General features: G+C 60.8%; 19 protein-coding genes. 9 read left to right on the top strand and 10 right to left on the bottom strand.

What is annotated here, in order from left to right:
- Positions 1-116: 116 nt before the first annotated feature.
- From lon to cmoB, 5 genes are all read left to right on the top strand, one after another.
- Positions 117-2,537: an endopeptidase La gene (lon, locus tag AB3G88_RS05350; RefSeq protein WP_099585013.1), complete on the top strand. Its 2,421-nt coding sequence runs from the start codon at positions 117-119 to the stop codon at positions 2,535-2,537.
- Between the two features lie 256 nt (positions 2,538-2,793).
- On the top strand, positions 2,794-3,183 hold the full coding sequence (locus tag AB3G88_RS05345; protein ID WP_099585012.1) for a protease inhibitor I42 family protein: 390 nt from the start codon (positions 2,794-2,796) through the stop codon (positions 3,181-3,183).
- A gap of 1 nt (position 3,184) precedes the next feature.
- Positions 3,185-3,841, top strand: coding sequence for a lysoplasmalogenase (locus AB3G88_RS05340; protein WP_112193628.1), 657 nt, complete (start codon positions 3,185-3,187; stop codon positions 3,839-3,841).
- 36 nt (positions 3,842-3,877) lie between these two features.
- Positions 3,878-4,621, top strand: a complete 744-nt coding sequence (gene cmoA, locus AB3G88_RS05335) for a carboxy-S-adenosyl-L-methionine synthase CmoA (protein WP_099585010.1) — start codon at positions 3,878-3,880, stop codon at positions 4,619-4,621.
- A complete protein-coding gene (cmoB, locus tag AB3G88_RS05330) occupies positions 4,618-5,574 on the top strand; it encodes a tRNA 5-methoxyuridine(34)/uridine 5-oxyacetic acid(34) synthase CmoB (RefSeq protein ID WP_480453441.1) in 957 nt (318 codons plus the stop codon). Before cmoA ends, cmoB begins: the two co-directional genes overlap by 4 nt.
- A gap of 79 nt (positions 5,575-5,653) precedes the next feature.
- On the opposite strand, the gene tadA is transcribed toward cmoB, so the two are convergent.
- The 10 genes from tadA to lptF all read right to left on the bottom strand — a co-directional run bounded on the left by tadA (position 5,654) and on the right by lptF (position 16,168).
- Positions 5,654-6,151, bottom strand: a complete 498-nt coding sequence (gene tadA / locus AB3G88_RS05325) for a tRNA adenosine(34) deaminase TadA (RefSeq protein ID WP_480453440.1) — start codon at positions 6,149-6,151, stop codon at positions 5,654-5,656.
- Complete coding sequence (locus AB3G88_RS05320) at positions 6,151-7,533, bottom strand: multicopper oxidase family protein (RefSeq protein WP_480453439.1); 1,383 nt, start codon at positions 7,531-7,533, stop codon at positions 6,151-6,153. Before AB3G88_RS05320 ends, tadA begins: the two co-directional genes overlap by 1 nt.
- A gap of 251 nt (positions 7,534-7,784) precedes the next feature.
- Positions 7,785-8,528, bottom strand: coding sequence for a pyridoxine 5'-phosphate synthase (pdxJ, locus tag AB3G88_RS05315; protein ID WP_400526893.1), 744 nt, complete (start codon positions 8,526-8,528; stop codon positions 7,785-7,787).
- A 51-nt stretch (positions 8,529-8,579) separates the two neighbouring features.
- Positions 8,580-9,269, bottom strand: coding sequence for a DNA repair protein RecO (gene recO, locus AB3G88_RS05310; protein WP_158878100.1), 690 nt, complete (start codon positions 9,267-9,269; stop codon positions 8,580-8,582).
- 151 nt (positions 9,270-9,420) lie between these two features.
- Positions 9,421-10,323, bottom strand: coding sequence for a GTPase Era (gene era / locus AB3G88_RS05305; protein ID WP_043204836.1), 903 nt, complete (start codon positions 10,321-10,323; stop codon positions 9,421-9,423).
- On the bottom strand, positions 10,316-11,005 hold the full coding sequence (gene rnc, locus AB3G88_RS05300; protein WP_032886446.1) for a ribonuclease III: 690 nt from the start codon (positions 11,003-11,005) through the stop codon (positions 10,316-10,318). The genes era and rnc overlap by 8 nt, the downstream gene beginning before the upstream one ends.
- 161 nt (positions 11,006-11,166) lie before the next feature.
- Positions 11,167-12,021: a signal peptidase I gene (gene lepB / locus AB3G88_RS05295; protein WP_099585005.1), complete on the bottom strand. Its 855-nt coding sequence runs from the start codon at positions 12,019-12,021 to the stop codon at positions 11,167-11,169.
- A 5-nt stretch (positions 12,022-12,026) separates the two neighbouring features.
- Positions 12,027-13,826 (bottom strand): translation elongation factor 4, encoded by a 1,800-nt coding sequence (lepA, locus tag AB3G88_RS05290; protein WP_032859966.1) that lies wholly within the window; start codon positions 13,824-13,826, stop codon positions 12,027-12,029.
- Positions 13,827-13,977: 151 nt separating this feature from the next.
- Positions 13,978-15,057, bottom strand: coding sequence for an LPS export ABC transporter permease LptG (gene lptG, locus AB3G88_RS05285; RefSeq protein ID WP_099585004.1), 1,080 nt, complete (start codon positions 15,055-15,057; stop codon positions 13,978-13,980).
- Positions 15,050-16,168, bottom strand: a complete 1,119-nt coding sequence (gene lptF, locus AB3G88_RS05280) for an LPS export ABC transporter permease LptF (protein WP_191947204.1) — start codon at positions 16,166-16,168, stop codon at positions 15,050-15,052. Before lptF ends, lptG begins: the two co-directional genes overlap by 8 nt.
- A gap of 282 nt (positions 16,169-16,450) precedes the next feature.
- On the opposite strand from lptF, the gene AB3G88_RS05275 reads away from it, so the two are divergent.
- The 4 genes from AB3G88_RS05275 to AB3G88_RS05260 all read left to right on the top strand — a co-directional run bounded on the left by AB3G88_RS05275 (position 16,451) and on the right by AB3G88_RS05260 (position 21,818).
- Positions 16,451-17,941, top strand: a complete 1,491-nt coding sequence (locus AB3G88_RS05275; RefSeq protein ID WP_112193625.1) for a leucyl aminopeptidase — start codon at positions 16,451-16,453, stop codon at positions 17,939-17,941.
- A 51-nt stretch (positions 17,942-17,992) separates the two neighbouring features.
- Positions 17,993-18,421, top strand: a complete 429-nt coding sequence (locus AB3G88_RS05270) for a DNA polymerase III subunit chi (RefSeq protein ID WP_099585001.1) — start codon at positions 17,993-17,995, stop codon at positions 18,419-18,421.
- A 7-nt stretch (positions 18,422-18,428) separates the two neighbouring features.
- Positions 18,429-18,821 (top strand): DNA polymerase III subunit chi, encoded by a 393-nt coding sequence (locus tag AB3G88_RS05265; protein WP_480453438.1) that lies wholly within the window; start codon positions 18,429-18,431, stop codon positions 18,819-18,821.
- Between the two features lie 150 nt (positions 18,822-18,971).
- Positions 18,972-21,818 carry a valine--tRNA ligase gene (locus AB3G88_RS05260; protein WP_112193621.1) on the top strand — a complete coding sequence of 949 codons (2,847 nt, stop codon included), beginning with the start codon at positions 18,972-18,974 and terminating at the stop codon, positions 21,816-21,818.
- The last annotated feature ends 18 nt before the right edge of the window (positions 21,819-21,836 follow it).

The following is a 21,836-nucleotide window of genomic DNA, read 5'->3' as shown; positions in this document are numbered from 1 at the left end:
ACATCGACCGCATGGCAGCAGATAATTTATGCAATATGTTGCTATCTCACTCCCACCATTGAAACCACTGCTGGCCCGCCCCATCTAACCTGCATACTTCCTTATGCAGGTGCCCCATGAGCGACCAGCAAGAATTCCCTGATTACGACCTCAACGATTACGCCGACCCAGAAAACGCTGAAACCCCTTCGTCCAATACCGGCCTGGCCCTGCCTGGGCAAAACCTGCCGGACAAGGTCTATATCATCCCGATCCACAACCGGCCCTTCTTCCCGGCGCAAGTGCTGCCGGTGATCGTCAACGAAGAGCCGTGGGCCGAGACGCTGGAACTGGTGAGCAAATCCGACCACCACTCGCTCGCCCTGTTCTTCATGGACACGCCGCCGGAAGATCCACGTCACTTCGACACCTCCGCGCTGCCGCTGTACGGCACCCTGGTGAAGGTGCACCACGCCAGCCGCGAGAACGGCAAGCTGCAATTCGTTGCCCAGGGCCTGACCCGCGTGCGCATCAAGACCTGGCTCAAGCACCACCGCCCACCGTACCTGGTAGAGGTCGAATACCCGCACCAGCCCACCGAGCCGACCGACGAGGTCAAGGCCTACGGCATGGCGCTGATCAATGCGATCAAGGAACTGCTGCCGCTCAACCCGCTGTACAGCGAAGAGCTGAAGAACTACCTCAACCGTTTCAGCCCCAACGACCCGTCGCCCCTCACCGACTTCGCCGCCGCCCTCACCTCGGCGACAGGTAATGAGCTGCAGGAAGTGCTGGACTGCGTGCCGATGCTCAAGCGCATGGAAAAAGTCTTGCCGATGCTGCGCAAGGAAGTCGAAGTGGCGCGCCTGCAAAAAGAACTCTCCGCCGAGGTGAACCGCAAGATCGGCGAACACCAGCGCGAGTTCTTCCTCAAGGAACAGCTCAAGGTTATCCAGCAAGAGCTGGGCCTCACCAAGGACGACCGCAGCGCCGACGTGGAGCAGTTCGAGCAGCGCCTGGAAGGCAAGGTGTTGCCGGCCCAGGCGAAAAAACGCATCGATGAAGAACTGAACAAACTGTCGATCCTGGAAACCGGCTCGCCGGAATACGCCGTGACGCGCAACTATCTGGACTGGGCCACCTCGGTGCCATGGGGCGTGTATGGCGAGGACAAACTTGACCTGAAACACGCGCGCAAGGTGCTGGACAAGCACCATGCCGGCCTGGATGACATCAAGAGCCGCATTCTCGAATTCCTCGCGGTGGGCGCCTATAAAGGTGAAGTCGCCGGTTCCATCGTGCTGCTGGTCGGCCCGCCGGGCGTGGGCAAGACCAGCGTGGGTAAATCCATCGCCGAGTCCCTGGGCCGGCCGTTCTATCGTTTCAGCGTCGGCGGCATGCGCGACGAGGCCGAGATCAAGGGCCATCGCCGCACCTACATCGGCGCCCTGCCGGGCAAGCTGGTGCAGGCGCTCAAGGATGTGGAAGTGATGAACCCGGTGATCATGCTCGACGAGATCGACAAGATGGGCCAGAGCTTCCAGGGCGACCCGGCTTCGGCACTGCTGGAAACCCTCGACCCGGAGCAGAACGTCGAATTCCTCGATCACTACCTGGACCTGCGCCTGGACCTGTCCAAAGTGCTGTTCGTGTGCACCGCCAACACCCTGGACTCGATTCCCGGCCCGTTGCTGGACCGTATGGAAGTGATTCGCCTGTCGGGTTACATCACCGAAGAAAAAGTCGCCATCGCCAAACGCCACCTGTGGCCAAAACAGCTGGAAAAAGCCGGGGTCTCGAAAAACAGCCTGAGCATCAGCGACGGCGCCCTGCGCGCATTGATTGACGGTTACGCCCGTGAAGCCGGGGTGCGCCAGTTGGAGAAACAACTGGGCAAGCTGGTGCGCAAGGCGGTGGTCAAGCTGCTGGATGAGCCGAAGTCGGTGATCAAGATCGGCAACAAAGACCTGGAAAGCTCCCTCGGCATGCCGGTGTTCCGCAACGAACAAGTGCTGTCCGGCACCGGTGTGATCACCGGCCTGGCCTGGACCAGCATGGGCGGCGCGACGTTGCCAATCGAGGCGACACGTATCCACACGCTCAATCGCGGCTTCAAGCTCACCGGGCAGTTGGGTGAGGTGATGAAAGAGTCCGCCGAAATCGCCTACAGCTACATCAGCTCCAACCTGAAGTCGTTTGGCGGTGACCCGAAGTTCTTCGACGAAGCCTTCGTGCACTTGCACGTACCGGAAGGCGCTACGCCGAAGGACGGCCCGAGTGCCGGGGTGACCATGGCCAGTGCGCTGTTATCCCTGGCGCGCAATCAAGCGCCGAAAAAAGGCGTGGCCATGACGGGCGAACTGACGTTGACCGGGCATGTGCTGCCGATCGGCGGGGTGCGCGAGAAGGTGATCGCGGCGCGGCGCCAGAAGATTCACGAGCTGATTCTGCCGGAGCCGAATCGCGGTAGTTTTGAAGAGCTGCCGGACTATCTGAAGGAAGGCATGACGGTGCACTTTGCCAAGCGCTTTGCGGATGTGGCGAAGGTGCTGTTCTGACAAACTTCTAGCGTCTGTGAAGGCCTCTGTGGTGAGCGGGCTTGCCCCGCGCTGGGTGGCGAAGCCGCCCCTGAAAAACGCTGCGCTCTGTCAGACAAAACGTGGCGTTCGGTTTTGGGCCCGCTGCGCAGCCCAGCGCGGCAAGCCCGCTCACCACAACAAGCAAGCCCACACTCACTTCTGTCATTTCCCTCCTGTCACACCTTGTCTCATCTTCGGTTATGCTCCCCCTTCGTCGTGTATTAACGGAGCCTTCATGACCGCTGCCCGCCTGTTTCTCCCCTTGAGCCTTGCCCTGCTGGCCGGATGCGCCAGTGCCCCCAAGCAAAACGTCAGCGTGGACAACCAGAGCGCCTGCCCGCTCCAGCTTAAAACCGGGCAAAACCTGATCCTCACCCTGCCCAGTAACCCCACCACCGGCTACCGCTGGGCCATCCAGGATTCCGCCGGCGGTGTGCTGCGAGCGCTGAGCCCGGAGGTATACAGCAGCTCAGAGTCCGGTGTGATCGGCGGTGGCGGCCAATCCACCTGGCGCTTCCAGGCGTTTACTGCCGGCCAGGGCCGTTTGCGCCTGACCTCCCAACAACCTTGGGAGCCGGAAGCCGAGCCGGCCGAGACTTTCGACTGCGCCATTACGGTGAACTGATATGCCCTGGCTGATTCTTGCGTTGATGGGCGCGGCCACGTTTATCTACGGCTTGAGCACCCACGCGATGTTGCTGTGTCTGCTGGTCAAGCCGCTGCCGATATTGGCGTTGTTGGGTTGGCTGCATGACGCACCGCCCACCGACTATCGACGCTGGATCAGCCTGGGGCTGATTTTTTCCCTGGTCGGCGATGTGTTGCTGGCCTGGCCGGGCGACCTGTTTATCTTTGGTCTCGGCGCGTTTCTGTTTGCTCACCTCGCGTACCTCAAAGCCTACTTCAGCGATTGCCGTCGTTTGGCGTTGTTGCCATTGGCTCTCGCACTGGGCGTGGGCGCGATTCTGCTGAGCATCCTGATTTCCCATGGGCTCGGCGACTTGCTGATACCCGTGGTGGTTTACGCCTTGGTGATCAGCGCCATGCTCTGGCGTGCGCTGGCACGATTGGGCAGCGACGTGCCGAAACGCTCGGCAGTGTTGGCGGCGGCGGGCGCGGTGTCGTTTGTGTTTTCCGACGCACTGATCGGTATCAATCGCTTCGTGGTGGCATTCGAGGCGGCGCCGTATTTGTTGATCGCTACTTATTGGCTTGGCCAGTGGGGGATCACCGCATCAGCATTCCATCAGACAACCCGCGCACACGAGGGCCAACTTGGCTAAAATGCCGGCCTTTCCCCCATCGTCGCCGGAACAGCCGTGAGCAAAGAACCCGATCGCCTATTCGCCCAGCCCCTGCCCCAGGTGCCGGACTTCGCCTTTAACGAGGATGTGGTGCGGGTGTTCCCGGACATGATCAAGCGCTCGGTGCCGGGTTACCCCACTATCGTCGAAAACCTCGGCGTGCTGGCCGCGCAATTTGCCCAACCGGGTAGCGTGCTGTATGACCTGGGCTCTTCCCTGGGTGCCGTGACCCAAGCCCTGCGTCGCCATGTGCGCACCGAGGGTTGCCGTGTGATCGCTGTGGATAACTCGGCCGCGATGGTCGAGCGCTGCCGCGAATACCTCAATGGCCAGGACTCGATGTTCCAGGAGCTGCTGCCGGTCGAGGTGATCGACGGCGACATCCTCGCGTTGCAGTTCCAACCGGCCTCGGTGGTGGCGCTGAATTTCACCCTGCAATTTATCGCGCCCGACGAGCGCCTGGCCTTGTTGTCGCGTATTCGTCAGTCGCTGCTGCCTGGCGGTGCATTGATCCTCTCGGAAAAGCTGCGCTTCAATGACCTTGAAGAACATGCGCTGCTCACCGATCTGCATGTCGCGTTCAAACGCGCCAACGGCTACAGCGAACTGGAAATCGCCCAGAAGCGCAGCGCCATCGAAAACGTCATGAAGCCCGACAGCCTCGAAGAACACCGCGAGCGCCTGCTGGCGGCCGGGTTCTCGAAAGTCGTGCCGTGGTTCCAGTGTCTTAACTTTGCCTCGTTGATTGCCCTGCCATGATTGATCTGTCCCCCCTCGCCCGCCATTTGGTCGGTACTCCCCTGGCCGTATGGGCCCAAGGGCTGCAAGCGCAGCTCGACAGCAAAATGGAAAAAGGTCATGGCGACCTGGAGCGCTGGCAGAGTGCGTTGGATGCGCTGCCGAAGATCATGCCCAGCAACGTCGACTTGCTGAACGACCTGGTGCTGGACACCGACTGCGACGACGAAACCCGTGCGCAAATGCGCACCGCATTGTCAGGCCTGTGCCCGTGGCGCAAGGGGCCTTTTCACCTGTTCGGCGTGCATGTGGACACCGAATGGCGTTCGGACTGGAAGTGGTCGCGGGTCGCGCCGCACCTGGACCTCAAGGGCAAACGCATCCTCGATGTGGGCTGCGGCAACGGTTACTACATGTGGCGCATGCTCGGTGCCGGTGCCGACAGCGTAATTGGCGTGGACCCGAACTGGTTGTTCTTCTGCCAGTTCCAGGCGGTACAGCGCTACCTGTCCGAACCCAAGGCCTGGCACCTGCCATTCCCGTTTGAGGATTTGCCGGCGAACCTGGAAGGCTTCGACACGGTGTTTTCCATGGGCGTGTTCTATCACCGCCGCTCGCCCATCGAGCATTTGCTGGCGTTGAAGGACACCCTGGTCAAGGGCGGCGAGCTGGTCCTGGAGACCTTGGTGGTGGAAGGCGATCAGCAGCAAGTGCTGGTGCCGGAAGATCGCTACGCGCAGATGCGCAACGTGTGGTTCCTGCCGTCGGTGCCAGCACTGATGTTGTGGCTACGCCGCGCAGGATTCAGCGATGTGCGTTGTGTGGATGTGAGCGTGACCACGGTCGAAGAACAGCGGGGGACGGAGTGGATGAAGTATCAGTCGCTGAGTGACTTCCTCGATCCGGAGGATCACAGCAAGACGATTGAAGGACTGCCGGCGCCGATGCGGGCGGTGATCATCGCCAGGAAATAATCCCCAATCTCTCTGAAAAAGTGGAGATCAAAATGTGGGAGGGGGCTTGCCCCCTCCCACATTTGCTCATCCGTGTTCTTTAGATTGGCGGCTTGGCTCGGCGGGCCTTGAAGAATTCGCTCAAGACTGTGCCGCACTCCTCGGCCAGCACACCACCTTCAAACAACACCCGATGATTCAAAAAGCCCTGGGTAAAAAACTGCCCCTGGCTCTGCACGATCCCCGCCTTGGGCTCCAGCGCGCCATACACCACCCGCGCAATACGCGAATGCACGATCAACCCCGCGCACATGCTGCACGGTTCCAACGTCACATACAGCGTGCTGCCCACCAGCCGATAGTTGCTGATGGCCTGGGCGGCGTCGCGGATGGCGACCATTTCGGCATGAGCGCTAGGGTCGTTGCCGCTGATGGGGCAGTTGAAACCTCGGCCGATGATTTCGCCGTCCTGCACCAGCACCGCGCCCACCGGCACTTCGCCCAGTGCCGCGCCTTGGGCGGCGAGGGCCAGGGCTTCGCGCATAAAGTCCTGGTCGCGGCTGCGGTCGATGATCGCCGTGGGGCGAATCTGGCGCATCACGCCACCTCGATGGCGGCCATCAGGCCGGTTTCCATGTGGTCGATCACGTGGCAGTGGAACATCCACACCCCCGGGTTATCCGCCACCAATGCCACGCGGGCGCGCTCGTTCTTGCCCAGCAGGTAGGTGTCGGTGAAATACGGGATCACCTTGTGGCGGTTCGAGGCGATCACCTTGAAGCTCATGCCGTGCAGGTGGATCGGGTGCTGGTACTGGGTCATGTTCTTCAATTCGAAAATGTAGCTTTTGCCCTTCTCCAGCTTGGCTATCGGGCGGTCGGCGCAGGTCTTGTCGGTGATGTCCCAGGCTTGGCCGTTGATCTGCCACAGGCTGGGCGGCTTGCCGTTTTCGACGTTGACCGACACCGAGCCGACCCACTCGAAATTGAAGTTGAGTTTTTCCGCATTGGCCAGGTCCGGCTCGGCGACCGGGTTCGCCGGCAGCGCGGGCGGCCATTCGGTGGGCGCATCGGTGTTGGCTACCGAGCGGAAGGTGCCCAGGCGCACCGGTCCATTACGGATCGACAATTCTTCACCCGCAGGCGGTGCCTTGATCGCCAGGCAGATGCGCATGCCCGGGCCCAGCCAGTATTCCTTGCCCAGCGGGCGCGGTTCGATGGGGTTGCCGTCCAGCGCGTAGATCTGCGCTTCGACGTCGGGAATGTTGATGCGGTAAGTCAGGGTGTTGTCGAGATTGAGCAGGCGCACGCGAGTTATCTGCCCGGCGGGCAAGTCGATCACTGCCTGGGACACACCGTTGATGGTCGACAGCCGCCCAGCCGTACCGCCACGCGCCGCTTCACGGGGGATGCTGAAGGCGACAAAGGCGCCCTCTTCATCGACGTGCCAGCTTTTCAGGCTGAGGGTGCGTTCGTGCTGGAAACCGGTGGGTTCGCGTTCTTCGATGATCAGCGGGCCGACCAGGCCACGGCCGAGTTCTTCGCTGCTGTTCACATGGGGGTGATACCAGTAGCTGCCGGCGTCGGGCACGCGGAATTTGTAGTCGAAGTACTCGCCGGGCAGTACCGGCAATTGCGAGACGTAGGGCACGCCGTCCATTTCCAGCGGCAGGCGGATGCCATGCCAGTGAATGGTGGTGGCGACCGGCAGGTGGTTGATAAAGCGCACCCGCAGCCATTCGCCTTGGCGCACACGCAACTCGGTACCCGGTGCCGAGGGGCCGAACGCCCAGGCTTGGGTCTTGTGGCCTGGCACCAGTTCCACGTCCAACGGTGCGGCAATCAGCTCGTAATCGTGACCCGCTTCGGATTCGGCGACTTTCCCCAGCCAGTAGCGGTAGGCGCCACCGGCACCGACGCCCACTACGGCCAGGCCTGCAAGACCACCCAGGATTTGTCGACGGGAAAAGGATCGGGACACAACAACCTCACGTATCTGCCGCAGGCGCACGGCCTGCAAAGGGCAGATACGATACACCTGCATCGGCTAAACAGTAAGGCTTCGCATTGCCGCACAGCTGAATTGTGGACTGCGATGAAGATCAAAAATGTGGGAGGGGGCTTGCCCCCGATTACGGTGCATCAGATAAGAGTAGGCTGACTGACACACTGCTATCGGGGGCAAGCCCCCTCCCACATGTTGATCTCCATTGAATCTTATAGTGTGCTCGCTCAGGTCCTGGAAGCGGCCAGGATCAGGGCCTTCATCTCGGCCACTGCGCCTTTGAAACCGACGAACAGCGCGTGAGCCACCAGCGCATGACCGATGTTCAGCTCGTTGATGCCCTTGATCGCGGCAACAGCTTCCACGTTGTGGTAATGCAGGCCATGACCGGCGTTGACGATCAGGCCTTCATTGAGGCCGCAGTTCACACCGTCGATGATGCGCTGCAGTTCATCCGCCACTTCAGTCGGCGTGGTGGCATCGGCGTAACGGCCGGTGTGCAGTTCGATGGCCGGCGCGCCGACGCGACGCGACGCTTCGATCTGGCGCTCGTCGGCGTCGATGAACAGCGACACTTCACTGCCGATCTTCGACAGGCGCTCCACAGCGGCCTTGATCCGCGCTTCCTGGCCGGCCACGTCGAGGCCGCCTTCGGTGGTCAGCTCCTGGCGGGTTTCCGGGACCAGGCAGATGTGCGCCGGACGGACGCGCTCGGCAAACAGCATCATTTCTTCGGTGACGCCCATTTCGAAGTTCATGCGGGTTTGCAGCACGTCCTTGAGCAGCAACACATCGCGTTCCTGGATGTGGCGGCGGTCTTCGCGCAGGTGCACGGTGATGCCGTCGGCGCCTGCTTCTTCGGCATCCAGCGCGGCCTTGACCGGATCAGGGTAGCGGGTGCCCCGGGCCTGGCGCAGGGTGGCGACGTGGTCGATGTTGACGCCAAGAAGAATGCGATTGCTGGTGGTCACGGAAGCGCTCCTGAATAGGGAAAGAAACGGTGCACAGCATACACGGGGATGTCAGGGCTTTCGAAACAACTCGCGGCTGACCAGCGGCCGTCCGCCCAGGTGCACGGCCAGGGCCTGGCGCATCAGGCGCTTGGCGGCGGACAAGGCGCCCGGCGCCGTCCAATCCGCTTCGCTCATGGCCAACAGCTCAGTGCCCTGGAACAGGCCCGGTTGCAGCAGGTAGACACGCTCAAGGCCAGCGTCGACTTGCAGGCGGTACATGCCATCGGCGGCGATGGGCGCGCCGTGCAGGTCGTTGTGCAGGTCGAAACCGTAGCCGAGGTCATCCAGCAGGCGCCATTCGAACGCACGCAACAGGGGTTCCAGAGGACGGCCTTCGGCCAGGGCCAACAGCGTGGCCGCGTAGTGATCGAAGACCGCTGGGTGCGGGTCTTCGGCGGGCAGCAGACGAATCAGCAGTTCGTTGAGGTAGAGGCCGCTGAACAACGCATCGCCGTTGAGCCAGGCCGACGTGCCGACGCTTTCCAGGCGGCCGACGTTTTTCAGCTCACCCTTGCCGCGAAACTCCACATCCAGGGCCACAAAGGGCCGGGCCAATGTCCCCGCCTTGCCCCGCGCGCTGCGCAACACTGCACGCAGGCGGCCTTGAGGCGTAAGGAAATCCACCAGGGCGCTCGTCTCGCGATAGGCGCGGCTGTGCAGGACATAGGCGAGTTGGCTGGGGGGTTGGGATTGGGACATGGGTTCTCTATCTTGAAAACAATACAAACCTAATGTGGGAGGGGGCTTGCCCCCGATGGCGGTGGTTCAGTCACTTATCTATTAACTGACCCACCGCTATCGGGGGCAAGCCCCCTCCCACATTTTTCAGCCCTGTGGTGCTTTCAAGTCCTTACAGGTCGCCGTAGCCCAGGGAGCGCAGTGCACGCTCGTCATCGGACCAGCCGCCTTTCACCTTCACCCACAGGTTGAGCATGATCTTGGAATCGAACAGCAATTCCATGTCCTTGCGCGCTTCGGTGCCGATGCGCTTGATGCGCTCGCCCTTGTCACCAATGATGATTTTCTTCTGGCCGTCACGTTCGACGAGGATCAGCGCATGGATATGCAAGGTCTTGCCCTGCTGCTTGAACTCTTCGATTTCGACGGTGATCTGGTACGGCAGCTCGGCGCCCATCTGGCGCATGATTTTCTCGCGCACCAGTTCGGCGGCGAGGAAGCGGCTGCTGCGGTCGGTGATCTGGTCTTCCGGAAAGAAGTGCTCGTTCTCCGGCAGGTAGCCGGCGATAACGCGCTCCAAGGCTTCGAGGTTGTGACCGTGCTGGGCCGAGATCGGCATGATCTGGGCGTTCGGCAGTTGTTCCTGCAACCAGGTCAGGTGTGGCATCAACTCGGCTTTGTCTTCGATGCGGTCGGTCTTGTTCAGCGCGACGATCAATGGCCCGGTGACGTACTGCACACGCTCAAGGACCATCTGGTCTTCGTCAGTCCACTTGGTGCGGTCGACCACGAAGATCACCACGTCGACGTCTTTCAACGCCGCCGAAGCGGTCTTGTTCATGTAGCGGTTCAGGGCTTTCTCGCCGCCTTTGTGCATACCTGGGGTGTCGACGTAAACCGCTTGCACGGTGCCTTCGGTCTTGATGCCCAGCATGTTGTGGCGAGTGGTCTGTGGCTTGCGCGAGGTGATCGCGAGCTTCTGGCCGAGGATGTGGTTGAGCAGCGTGGACTTGCCCACGTTCGGGCGGCCAACGATGGCAACATAGCCACAGCGTGTTGCGGTTGAATCAGTCATGGCCATTCTCCACGCCCAGGGCAATCAGTGCTGCAGCGGCCGCTACCTGTTCGGCAATACGACGGCTCACACCCTGACCTCGGCTTTTTTCATTCAGTAAAGTGATTTCACATTCCACGAAGAATACGCGGCAATGGGGCTCACCCTGGATATCCACCACTTCGTAGCGTGGCAGTTCGCAACCACGGGACTGCAGGTATTCCTGCAGGCGGGTCTTGGGATCTTTGTTGGTGTCGACCAGCGTGAGGCTTTCAATCTCCGAAGCCAGCCAGGCGACCACGCGCTCCTTGGCCGTTTCCATCCCTGCATCGAGGTAGATCGCACCGATCAACGCTTCGAGGGCATCGGCCAGGATCGACTCGCGACGGAAGCCGCCGCTTTTCAATTCGCCGGACCCCAGGCGCAGGTACTCACCCAGGCCGAAACCACGGGCCAGTACGGCAAGGGTCTCACCTTTTACCAGGCGCGCACGCAAGCGCGACAGCTGGCCTTCGCGCGCTTGGGGGAAGCGTTCGAACAGCGCCTCACCGGCGGCGAAATTGAGAATGGCATCACCGAGGAATTCCAGGCGCTCGTTATTACGCCCTGCAAAGCTGCGGTGTGTGAGGGCAAGGATCATCAATTCCTGATCCTTGAAGGTGTAGCCGAGCTGGCGCTCTAAACGACTTAGCGAAACGGTCACGGTTTATCCATACCTAGTTGCTGCATATCTAGTGGGTGGCACCGGCGGCCATCGACGATTGACGCAGTGTTCAAATTCACATCCTGATGGTTACAGCCTGGAGCCGGAATTGTCCAAGCCCCAGAAAAGCAGTCGGCGCTGTGTTCACAGCGCCGCTTGTATTACTTGATCAGCCCGACCCGCGAGAAATTCGGCAGGTGGCTGAGCTTGGGTTCCGGCCAGCTCATCCAGACCGCGAAGGCCTTGCCGACGATATTCTGGTCGGGAACCATGCCCAGCAGCTCCTTGGGAATGCTCGGGTCATCCCAGTAGCGACTGTCATTGGAGTTGTCACGGTTGTCGCCCATCATGAAATAGTGCCCGGCCGGCACTTTCCACTCGCCGTCAGGCATGGCGCGGTAGCGGCTCATTTCCTTGCGGATTTCGTGCTCTACCGCACCGAGTTTTTCCTGGTACAGCTCGGCGCTGCCCAGGCTGTTCGGTTCGGAGCCGAGCAGTTTCTCGGACACCGACTCGCCATTGATCAACAGACGCTTGTCGCTGGTATAGCGAATCACGTCGCCCGGCAGGCCCACCACACGCTTGATGTAGTTGACGTTCGGGTCGCTCGGATAGCGGAACACCATCACATCGCCGCGCTGCGGATCACCGACTTCGATGACCTTCTTGTCGATCACCGGCAGGCGAATCCCGTAGGAAAACTTGTTCACCAGGATGAAGTCGCCCACGTCCAGGGTAGGTTTCATCGACCCCGAAGGGATCTGAAACGGCTCCACCAGGAACGAACGCAGCACCAGCACGATGAACAACACCGGGAAGAACGACTTGCCGTATTCAACCAGCAAAGGCTCTTTGTTCAGTTTCTCGATCACCACGCCATCGGGCTGGCTGACGCTGCCCTGATAGGACGCGATAGCCGCCCGCCGACGCGGGGCGAAGAACACCAGATCGAGCAACGCCAGGAGACCGCAAACGGCAACGGCGATGACCAGCAACAGCGGGAAATTTAGCGACATAGGACCTAACTATCCAACCTGAGCACCGCAAGGAAGGCTTCTTGTGGAATTTCCACGTTGCCCACTTGCTTCATGCGTTTTTTACCGGCCTTTTGCTTCTCAAGCAGCTTGCGCTTACGGCTTACGTCGCCGCCGTAGCATTTGGCCAGTACGTTCTTTCTGAGAGCCTTGACAGAGGTCCGTGCAATGATCTGCCCGCCAATGGCGGCCTGGATCGCGACGTCGAACATCTGGCGCGGAATCAGTTCTTTCATCTTCTCGGTCAGTTGGCGACCTTTGTAGTGCGCGTTGTCCTTGTGCACGATGAGTGCCAGGGCATCGACCTTGTCGCCGTTGATCAACACATCCAGTTTCACCAGATTCGCCGATTGGTACCGGTCGAAATGGTAATCCAGGGAAGCATAGCCGCGACTGGTGGATTTGAGACGGTCGAAGAAGTCCAGGACCACTTCGTTCATCGGCAAATCGTAGGTCACTTGCACCTGGGTACCGAGGAACAACATGTCGTGCTGCACGCCACGCTTTTCGATACACAGGGTAATGACGTTGCCCAGGTGTTCCTGCGGCACCAGGATATTGGCGCGCACGATCGGCTCGCGCATGTCTTCGATGGAAGACAGGTCTGGGAGCTTGGACGGGTTGTCGACGTAAATCGTTTCACCGGTTTTCAACAACAGCTCAAAAATAACCGTTGGCGCGGTGGTGATCAGGTCCAGGTCGTATTCGCGCTCAAGGCGCTCCTGGATGATTTCCATGTGCAGCATGCCGAGGAAGCCGCAACGGAAGCCGAAGCCCAGGGCGTCGGAGCTTTCCGGGGTGTACTGCAACGACGAGTCGTTGAGGGTCAGCTTCTGCAGGGCTTCGCGGAAGTCTTCGAAGTCATCGGAGCTGACCGGGAACAGACCGGCGTAAACCTGCGGCTGGATGCGTTTGAAGCCCGGCAGCACGTCAACGTCAGGGGTGGAGCTCAAGGTCAGGGTGTCACCGACCGGTGCACCGTGAATGTCCTTGATACCGGCGATGATGAAGCCTACTTCACCGGCTTTCAGATCAGTGGTGGCGGTGTGTTTCGGGTTGAATACACCGACGCTGTCCACCAGGTGGATCTTGCCGGTGGACTTGACCAGGATCTTGTCGCCCTTCTTCACACGGCCGTGGCGCACGCGCACCAGGGAGACAACCCCCAGGTAGTTGTCGAACCAGGAGTCGATGATCAACGCTTGCAGCGGATCTTCGTAGTTGCCGGTGGGGGCGGGGATGGTCTTGACCAGGCGTTCGAGCACTTCGTCGACGCCCAGGCCGGTCTTGGCGCTGCACTCGACGGCGTCGGTGGCGTCAATGCCGATGATTTTTTCGATTTCTTCTTTTACCCGGTCCGGATCGGCCTGCGGCAGGTCGATCTTGTTCAGCACCGGCATGACTTCCAGGCCTTGCTCGATGGCGGTGTAGCAGTTGGCCACGGACTGGGCTTCAACGCCCTGGCCCGCGTCCACCACCAGCAGCGCACCTTCGCAGGCCGCCAGGGAGCGGCTGACTTCGTAGGTAAAGTCAACGTGGCCCGGGGTGTCGATGAAGTTCAGTTGGTACTTGATACCGTCTTTGGCGGTGTAGTACAGGGTAACGCTGTGGGCCTTGATGGTGATCCCGCGCTCGCGTTCGAGGTCCATGGAGTCCAGTACCTGGGCTTCCATTTCACGCTCGGCAAGGCCGCCGCACATCTGGATGAATCGATCGGCCAGCGTCGACTTACCATGGTCAATGTGGGCGATGATGGAGAAATTGCGGATATGACTCAAATCACTCACGGATCAACACTCAAAAAGGCTGCAGGCAGATTGCCCGCTGAAAAATAGCCGGGAATTGTACCTGAAGCTTCAGCCAGACGTCATCTTTGCTGACCAGAACAAAAATGCCCCACTCATTCGAGCGGGGCATTTTTTGTGCATAAGCGCGGTATCAACCGGCTCGGCGCAGCAGCCAGAACCCGGCCAGGGCGCAGATGGCGGTGGGCACCAGCACCGCAAACAGCGGCGAGAAACCGAACACCAGGCTCGACGGACCGAGCAGATCCTGGGCAATCCGGAAGGTAAAGCCCACCAGCACACCGGTAAATACACGCTGACCCAGGGTCACGGAGCGCAATGGGCCGAAGATGAACGAGATCGCCATCAACACCAGCGCGGCAGTCACCACCGGCTGCAACACCTTGACCCAAAACGCCAGCCAGTAGCGGCCGTTGTTCAGCCCTTGCTCCTTCAGGTAGTGGATGTAACTCCACAACCCGGAGATCGGCAGGCTTTCGGGAATCATCACCACGGTATTGAGCAATTGCGGTTTAAGTGCAATGTCCCACTCTTCACTTGGCACATTGATCACTTCGGTGCTGGCCTTGGTGCCTTGGCCGACATTGCGAAAGTGCGTAGTGGTGATATCCGTCAGTTGCCATTTTTCGCCGCTGTACTGTGCACGTTTGGCGAAGCTGGACGACAGCATGTGGCGTTCTTTATCGAAGGTGTAGCGCGTCACACCGATCAACAGGCCGCCCGGCTGCACGGCGTTGATGTGGATGAACTCATCACCCTGGCGGTGCCACAGGCCATGCTTGGCGCTTTGTGCATCGCCCGAACCCTGGGCCAGGGCGCGATTGGCCTGGGCAGTGGTTTCAGCCGGCGGTGCGACGTATTCACCGATCAGTACGCTGCACAGCATCAGCAGCAGCATGGGCTTCATCACCGCCCAGACGATACGACCGATGGACACCCCGGCGGCACGCATGATCGTCAGTTCGCTGTTGCTGGCCAGGCTGCCCAGGCCGATCAGGCAGCCGATCAGCGCGGCCATCGGCATCATGTCGTAGAGACGACGCGGCGCGGTCAGTGCCACGTAACTCAGCACATCCCACACGGTGTAGGTGTCGCTGACGTTGCCCACTTCATCGATGAAGGCGAACAACGAGGCCAGCCCGAGGATGATGCCCAGTACCGCCAGGATGGCGATCAGGACGCTGCTACCTATATAGCGATCGAGCTTAGCCACGAGCCAACTCCTTCTGGCCACGACGGCTCAACATTTTCAAACGGATAGGCTCCCAGTACAGCAGGCCCAGGCCGATCACCAGGAAGATCCCATGCACCCACCACAACCCCAGGGTCGGCGACAGCTTGCCTTTCTCCAGGGAGCCGCGGGCGGAAATCAGGATGGTGAGGTAAGCCATGTACAGCAGGATCGCCGGCAACAGCTTGAGGAAGCGGCCCTGGCGCGGGTTGACGCGAGACAACGGCACGGCCATCAGGGTCACGATAAACACCAGCAAAGGCAGGGAAATACGCCATTGCAGCTCGGCGATGGAGCGCAGCTCCTGGCTACCGAACAGCTCCGTCGTAGGAATGGCGTCGCGGTCGGTCACCTCGTCGCTGACATCCGGACGGGCGAGCAACACGCCGTAGGTGTCGTACTTGATAGCCCGGTAATCGGCCTGGCCAGGGCTGCCGTCATAGCGATAGCCGTTTTCCAGGATCAGGTAGCGGCTGCCGTCCGGCCGTATGTCCTGGCGACCTGACTCGGCGACCAGCACCGAGATACCCCGGTCTTTCTTGTCCTGGCCCAGGCGTTTCTCGGAGATGAATACCCCGCCCAGGTTGGCGCGGTCTTCGGTCATGGTTTCGGTGTAGGTGACCCGCGTGCCGTCATTGAGTGCCTGGAAGCGGCCCGGTTCGAGGGTGTCGAACTCGGTCATCGCGTCCTGCTTGTTCAGCACCAGCTGGAACTGCATGGCGCCCTGGGGGGCCAGGCTCAGGCTCAGCCAGGCGACGATCAACGCGACGCCCGCGGCCGGGATCATGGTCATGCCGAGCAGGCGCTGCTGGCTCATGCCGGTGGCCGAGAGCACGGTCATTTCGCTTTCGAGGTACAGGCGGCCGTAGGCCAGCAGTATCCCGAGGAACAGGCCCAGTGGCAGGATCAGTTGCAGGAATCCTGGCAGGCGAAAGCCCATGATCAGGAACAACGAACCTGGATCCAGGGCGCCGGAAGCAGCCTGGGCCAGGTATTTGACGAAACGACCACTCATGATGATGACCAGCAGGACCGCACTCACGGCACTCAGGGTCAACAGGACTTCGCGGGACAGATAACGGAAGACAATCAAACCAGACACTCCAGGGTTGTCAGGCTAAGGCGGCCAAACAAGCAGCATACCGAGTCAGCCCCTTACACAGGGCCGGCTAAAAAGATGGCGCATTATCCTGTGATTGACCGCGCCTGTCACTGCGCAACCTCACGCACACCTACAAAGCATGCGCCAAGGGTTGTCAGGCTCCGTCGGCGAGGTTCAAACTGCGGCCTTTGTCGCTGGCGGTTTACGTAACTGCCACGCTTTAAAGCCTGGAGACAGAAGCCAGGCTCTCAGACCTTTATAAGGGACCCGAAAATGGAATTGGTTGTAAAAAGCGTTAGCCCCGAAACGTTGAAAACCGCCACCCTCGTGGTCGCCATTGGCGAAGGCCGCAAGCTCGGCGTGGCCGCCAAGCAACTCGACGAACTCAGCGGCGGCGCCATCAGCGCAGTGCTCAAGCGCGGCGACCTGGCCGGCAAAGTCGGCCAGAGCCTGCTGCTGCAGAGCCTGCCTAACCTCAAGGCCGACCGCGTATTGCTGGTCGGCGTGGGCAAGGATGCCGAATTGGGCGACCGCCCTTTCCGCAAGATCATCAGCAGCATCCTCGGCACCCTCAAGGGCCTGGGGGGTGGCGACGCCACACTGGCCCTCGACGAAATCGTGGTCAAAGGCCGCGACAGCTACGGCAAGACCCGCCTGCTGGCCGAAACCCTGGTGGACGGCGGCTATATCTTCGACCAGTTCAAGAGTCAGAAAGCCGAACCCCGCGCCCTGAAGAAAATCACCCTGCTGACCATCAAGGCCGCGCAGGCTGAAGTCCAGCGCGCCGTGACCCACGCCACCGCAATTGCCAACGGTATGTCGTTTACCCGCGACCTGGGCAACCTGCCGCCGAATATCTGCCACCCAACCTTCCTGGGCGAGCAGGCCAAGGCATTGGGCAAAGAGTTCAAGGGCCTGAAAGTCGAAGTGCTGGACGAGAAAAAGATCAAGGAACTGGGCATGGGCTCGTTCTATGCCGTGGGCCAGGGCAGCGACCAGCCACCCCGCCTGATCGTGATGCAGTACAACGGCGGCAAGAAGTCCGAGAAGCCTTACGCCCTGGTCGGCAAAGGTATCACGTTCGACACCGGCGGCATCAGCCTCAAGCCGGGCGCCGGCATGGATGAAATGAAGTACGACATGGGCGGCGCCGCGAGCGTGTTCGGCACCCTGCGTGCCGTGCTGGAACTCAAGCTGCCGATCAACCTGGTATGCATCCTGGCCTGCGCCGAGAACATGCCGAGCGGTGGCGCTGCACGCCCAGGTGACATCGTCACCACCATGAGCGGCCAGACCGTCGAGATCCTCAACACCGACGCCGAAGGCCGCCTGGTGCTGTGTGACGCCCTGACCTACGCCGAGCGCTTCAAGCCGCAAGCCGTGATCGACATCGCCACCCTGACCGGTGCGTGCATTGTTGCCCTGGGCTCCCACACATCGGGCCTGCTGGGCAACAGCGACGAATTGATCGAGCAACTGCTCAGCGCCGGCAAGGCTGCCGACGACCGCGCCTGGCAACTGCCGCTGTTCGATGAGTACCAGGAACAGCTGGACAGCCCGTTCGCCGACATCGCCAACATCGGCGGCCCGAAAGCCGGCACGATCACGGCGGCCTGCTTCCTGTCGCGCTTTGCCAAGAACTTCAACTGGGCGCACCTGGACATCGCCGGCACCGCGTGGACCAGCGGCGGCAAGGACAAGGGCGCCACTGGCCGTCCGGTACCACTGCTGACCCAATACCTGCTGGATCGCGCCAAGGCCTGAAACTGAAGATGCCGGGGCGGCCCTCACACCGCCCCGGCCTCAGGAACCGCAATGACCCAAGTCGACTTCTATATATTGCCCAGCGCCGACCCGCTCGCGCGCTTGGACTTTGCCTGCAAACTCACCGAAAAAGCCTGGCGCATGGGCCACCGCATCTACCTGCATTGCAGCGATAGCGCCCAACGCGACGAACTCGACGCCCGCCTGTGGCGCTTCAAGGGTGAAAGCTTCGTACCCCATGGCCCTGCCGAATCCGAACCCGAAGGCCTGGTAGTACTGGGTTTGGGCGACAGCTGCGGCGATCACCATGACCTGCTGGTCAACCTGGACCTTAAAGTACCGCCCTTCGCCAAGGCGTTCGCCCGTGTGGCGGAAGTGGTGGTGGAAGATCCGGCTATTCGTCAGGCCGCGCGGGAGAGTTTCCGTTTCTACCGCGAACAGGGCTATCCTTTGCAAGATCACCGGCTACAACGACTTTGAGCACACGATGGACACTTCCAACCCTGTAAAAAAAGATGACCACCTGCTGGATGACCTTGAGTCGATCCGTCAGTTGCTGGGTGATGATGGCTTGCAACCGCCGCTGCTGACCGAATCGGTCGACGGCGAGGTACAGATTCCATTGCTATTTGACATGGTGGGCGGCAAACCCACCCCGGCCCCGGTCGAACCGCCCGTCGTAGCCGCTGCACCCGTTGCGGCCGCCGCCGCCGAGAAAACGCCTGACGCCCTGCTGCTGCACCTGGACAACGAACTGCGCGCCGCCGCGCAATTGATCATGCAAGACGTGATCGACGACTTTGCTCCGCACATCGAAACCGAGATCAAGCGCCGGATGGATGCGCGCATGGAGCGGTTGCTCAGCCAATACCAGTCCTAAGCCACACATAGATCCAATGTGGGAGGGGGCAAGCCCCCTCCCACATTTGCCCCCATACACCTCAAGCCCGTCTTCGCCTCGCCCTGCGCCCTATCCCCCGTTATACTTGCCGGCTTTCCTGAATAAATGCCAACTAGGGTCCCGCCGCGCATGGATAAGACCTACCAGCCGCACGCTATTGAAACTTCCTGGTACAACACCTGGGAGTCCGAGAACTATTTCGCTCCGCAAGGTGCGGGCGAGTCCTACACCATCATGATTCCGCCACCGAACGTCACTGGCAGCCTGCACATGGGCCATGGCTTCAACAATGCGATCATGGATGCGTTGATCCGTTTCCGCCGCATGCAGGGCCGCAATACCCTGTGGCAACCAGGCACCGACCACGCGGGTATCGCCACCCAGATGCTGGTCGAGCGTCAACTCGAAGCCACCGGCCAGAGCCGCCACGACCTGGGTCGTGAGAAATTCCTGGAAAAAATCTGGGAATGGAAAGACCAGTCCGGTGGCAATATCAGCCGTCAGATCCGTCGCCTGGGTTCGTCCGTCGACTGGAGCCGCGAGCGCTTCACCATGGATGACGGCCTGTCCGAGTCCGTGAAAGAAGCCTTTGTGCGCCTGCATGAAGACGGCCTGATCTACCGCGGCAAGCGCCTGGTCAACTGGGACACCAAGTTGCACACGGCGATTTCCGACCTCGAAGTGGAAAACCACGACGAAAAAGGCTTCCTGTGGAACCTCAAGTACCCGCTGGCCGACGGCGCCAAGACCGCTGAAGGCAACGACTACCTGATCGTCGCCACCACCCGTCCGGAAACCATGCTTGGCGACGCAGCTGTCGCGGTTAACCCGAACGACGAACGCTACCAGGCACTGATCGGCAAGTTCGTTGACCTGCCATTGGTTGGCCGTCGCATCCCGATCATCGCGGACGACTACTGCGACCCTGAATTCGGCACCGGCTGCGTGAAAATCACCCCGGCCCACGATTTCAACGACTACGAAGTCGGCAAGCGCCACAACCTGCCGCTGCTGAACATCTTCGACAAGAATGCCGCCGTACTGCCAGCCTGCCAGGTGTTCAACCTGGATGGCACGCTGAACGACAGCATCGACGGCAAGATCCCGGCTGAATACGCCGGCCTCGACCGTTTTGAAGCACGCAAGCAGATCGTGGCCGCGTTCGACGCGGCCGGCCTGCTGGTGAGCGTTGACGACCACGGCCTGAAAGTGCCGAAAGGCGACCGTTCCGGCACCGTGATCGAGCCGTGGCTGACCGACCAGTGGTACGTGTCCACCAAGCCGCTGGCTGAACCTGCCATCGCCGCCGTGGAAGATGGCCGTATCCAGTTCGTGCCCAAACAGTACGAAAACATGTACTTCTCGTGGATGCGTGACATCCAGGATTGGTGCATCAGCCGTCAACTGTGGTGGGGCCACCGCATTCCGGCCTGGTACGACGAGTCGGGCAAGGTCTATGTAGGCCGCGACGAAGCCGAAGTGCGTGCCAAGCACAACCTCGGCCCGGACGTAGCGCTGCAACAGGACAACGATGTTCTGGACACCTGGTTCAGCTCGGGCCTGTGGACGTTCTCCACCCTGGGCTGGCCGCAGCAGACCGAATTCCTCAAGAAATTCCACTCCACCGACGTCTTGGTCACCGGTTTCGACATCATTTTCTTCTGGGTTGCCCGGATGATCATGCTGACCATGCATTTGGTGAAGAACGAGGACGGCACGCCGCAGGTTCCGTTCAAGACCGTCTACGTGCATGGCCTGGTACGTGATGGCCAGGGCCAGAAGATGTCCAAGTCCAAGGGCAACGTCCTGGACCCACTGGACATCATCGACGGCATCGACCTGGAAACCCTGGTGCAAAAGCGCACCTCGGGCCTGATGCAGCCGAAACTGGCGAAGAAGATCGAGAAGCAGACCCGCGACGAGTTCGCCGACGGTATCGCCAGCTACGGCACCGACGCCCTGCGTTTCACCTTCTGCTCGCTGGCGTCCACCGGTCGTGACATCAAGTTCGACATGGGCCGCGTCGAAGGCTATCGCAACTTCTGCAACAAGATCTGGAACGCCGCGCGCTACGTGCTGGATAAAGGCGAAGACTGCGGCCAGAACGGCGAAGCCTACGAGCTGAGCCTGGCTGACCGCTGGATCATCTCGCAGCTGCAACGCACCGAAGCCGAAGTAACCCGCCAGCTCGACCAGTTCCGTTTCGACCTGGCGGCCCAGGCCTTGTACGAGTTCATCTGGAACCAGTATTGCGACTGGTACCTGGAACTGTCCAAGCCCGTGCTGTGGGACGAAAACGCACCGGTCGAACGCCAGCGCGGCACCCGTCGCACCCTCGTGCGTGTGCTGGAAGTGGCCCTGCGCCTGGCGCATCCGTTCATGCCGTTCATCACCGAAGAAATCTGGCAGCGCCTCGCGCCGCTGGCCGGTATCGAAGGCAAGACCATCATGCTGCAGCCTTGGCCGGTGGCCAACGAAGCACGCATCGATGAAGCCGCCGAAAGCGATATCGAATGGCTCAAGACACTGATGCTTGGCACACGCAACATCCGCGCCGAGATGAACATCGGGCCGGGCAAGCCATTGGCCGTGTTCGTGAAGAACGCCAGTGCCGAAGATCAGCGTCGCCTCAGCGAGAACGACGCGCTGCTCAAGAAGCTGGCGAAGCTGGAGTCGATCACCGTATTGGCTGACGGCGCCGAAGCACCGCTGTCCGCCACCGCACTGGTCGGCGAGATGGAAGTGCTGGTGCCAATGGCCGGCTTGATCGACAAGGGCGCCGAACTGGCCCGCCTCGACAAGGAAATTGCGCGCCTGCAAGGCGAAGTGCAGCGAGTGGGCGGCAAGCTGTCCAACGCGGCGTTCGTCGACAAGGCGCCGGCTGAAGTGATCGACAAAGAACGCGCCAAACTGGCTGAAGCGGAACAGGCTTTGGGCAAGCTGGCGGAGCAACATGCGCGGATTTCCAGCCTGTAAGGCTTGAGCCGTGTGAAA

The sequence above is a fragment of the Pseudomonas arvensis genome, assembly GCF_056688935.1.
This window is presented reverse-complemented; position numbering and strand designations above follow the sequence as displayed.

Coding starts and splice junctions, on each gene's coding strand:
- lon (WP_099585013.1), top strand. CDS start 117: ATGAGCGACCAGCAAGAATTCCCTGATTACGACCTCAACGATTACGCC.
- AB3G88_RS05345 (WP_099585012.1), top strand. CDS start 2,794: ATGACCGCTGCCCGCCTGTTTCTCCCCTTGAGCCTTGCCCTGCTGGCC.
- AB3G88_RS05340 (WP_112193628.1), top strand. CDS start 3,185: ATGCCCTGGCTGATTCTTGCGTTGATGGGCGCGGCCACGTTTATCTAC.
- cmoB (WP_480453441.1), top strand. CDS start 4,618: ATGATTGATCTGTCCCCCCTCGCCCGCCATTTGGTCGGTACTCCCCTG.
- tadA (WP_480453440.1), bottom strand. CDS start 6,151: ATGCGCCAGATTCGCCCCACGGCGATCATCGACCGCAGCCGCGACCAG.
- recO (WP_158878100.1), bottom strand. CDS start 9,269: ATGTCCCAATCCCAACCCCCCAGCCAACTCGCCTATGTCCTGCACAGC.
- era (WP_043204836.1), bottom strand. CDS start 10,323: ATGACTGATTCAACCGCAACACGCTGTGGCTATGTTGCCATCGTTGGC.
- lepB (WP_099585005.1), bottom strand. CDS start 12,021: ATGTCGCTAAATTTCCCGCTGTTGCTGGTCATCGCCGTTGCCGTTTGC.
- AB3G88_RS05275 (WP_112193625.1), top strand. CDS start 16,451: ATGGAATTGGTTGTAAAAAGCGTTAGCCCCGAAACGTTGAAAACCGCC.
- AB3G88_RS05270 (WP_099585001.1), top strand. CDS start 17,993: ATGACCCAAGTCGACTTCTATATATTGCCCAGCGCCGACCCGCTCGCG.
- AB3G88_RS05265 (WP_480453438.1), top strand. CDS start 18,429: ATGGACACTTCCAACCCTGTAAAAAAAGATGACCACCTGCTGGATGAC.
- AB3G88_RS05260 (WP_112193621.1), top strand. CDS start 18,972: ATGGATAAGACCTACCAGCCGCACGCTATTGAAACTTCCTGGTACAAC.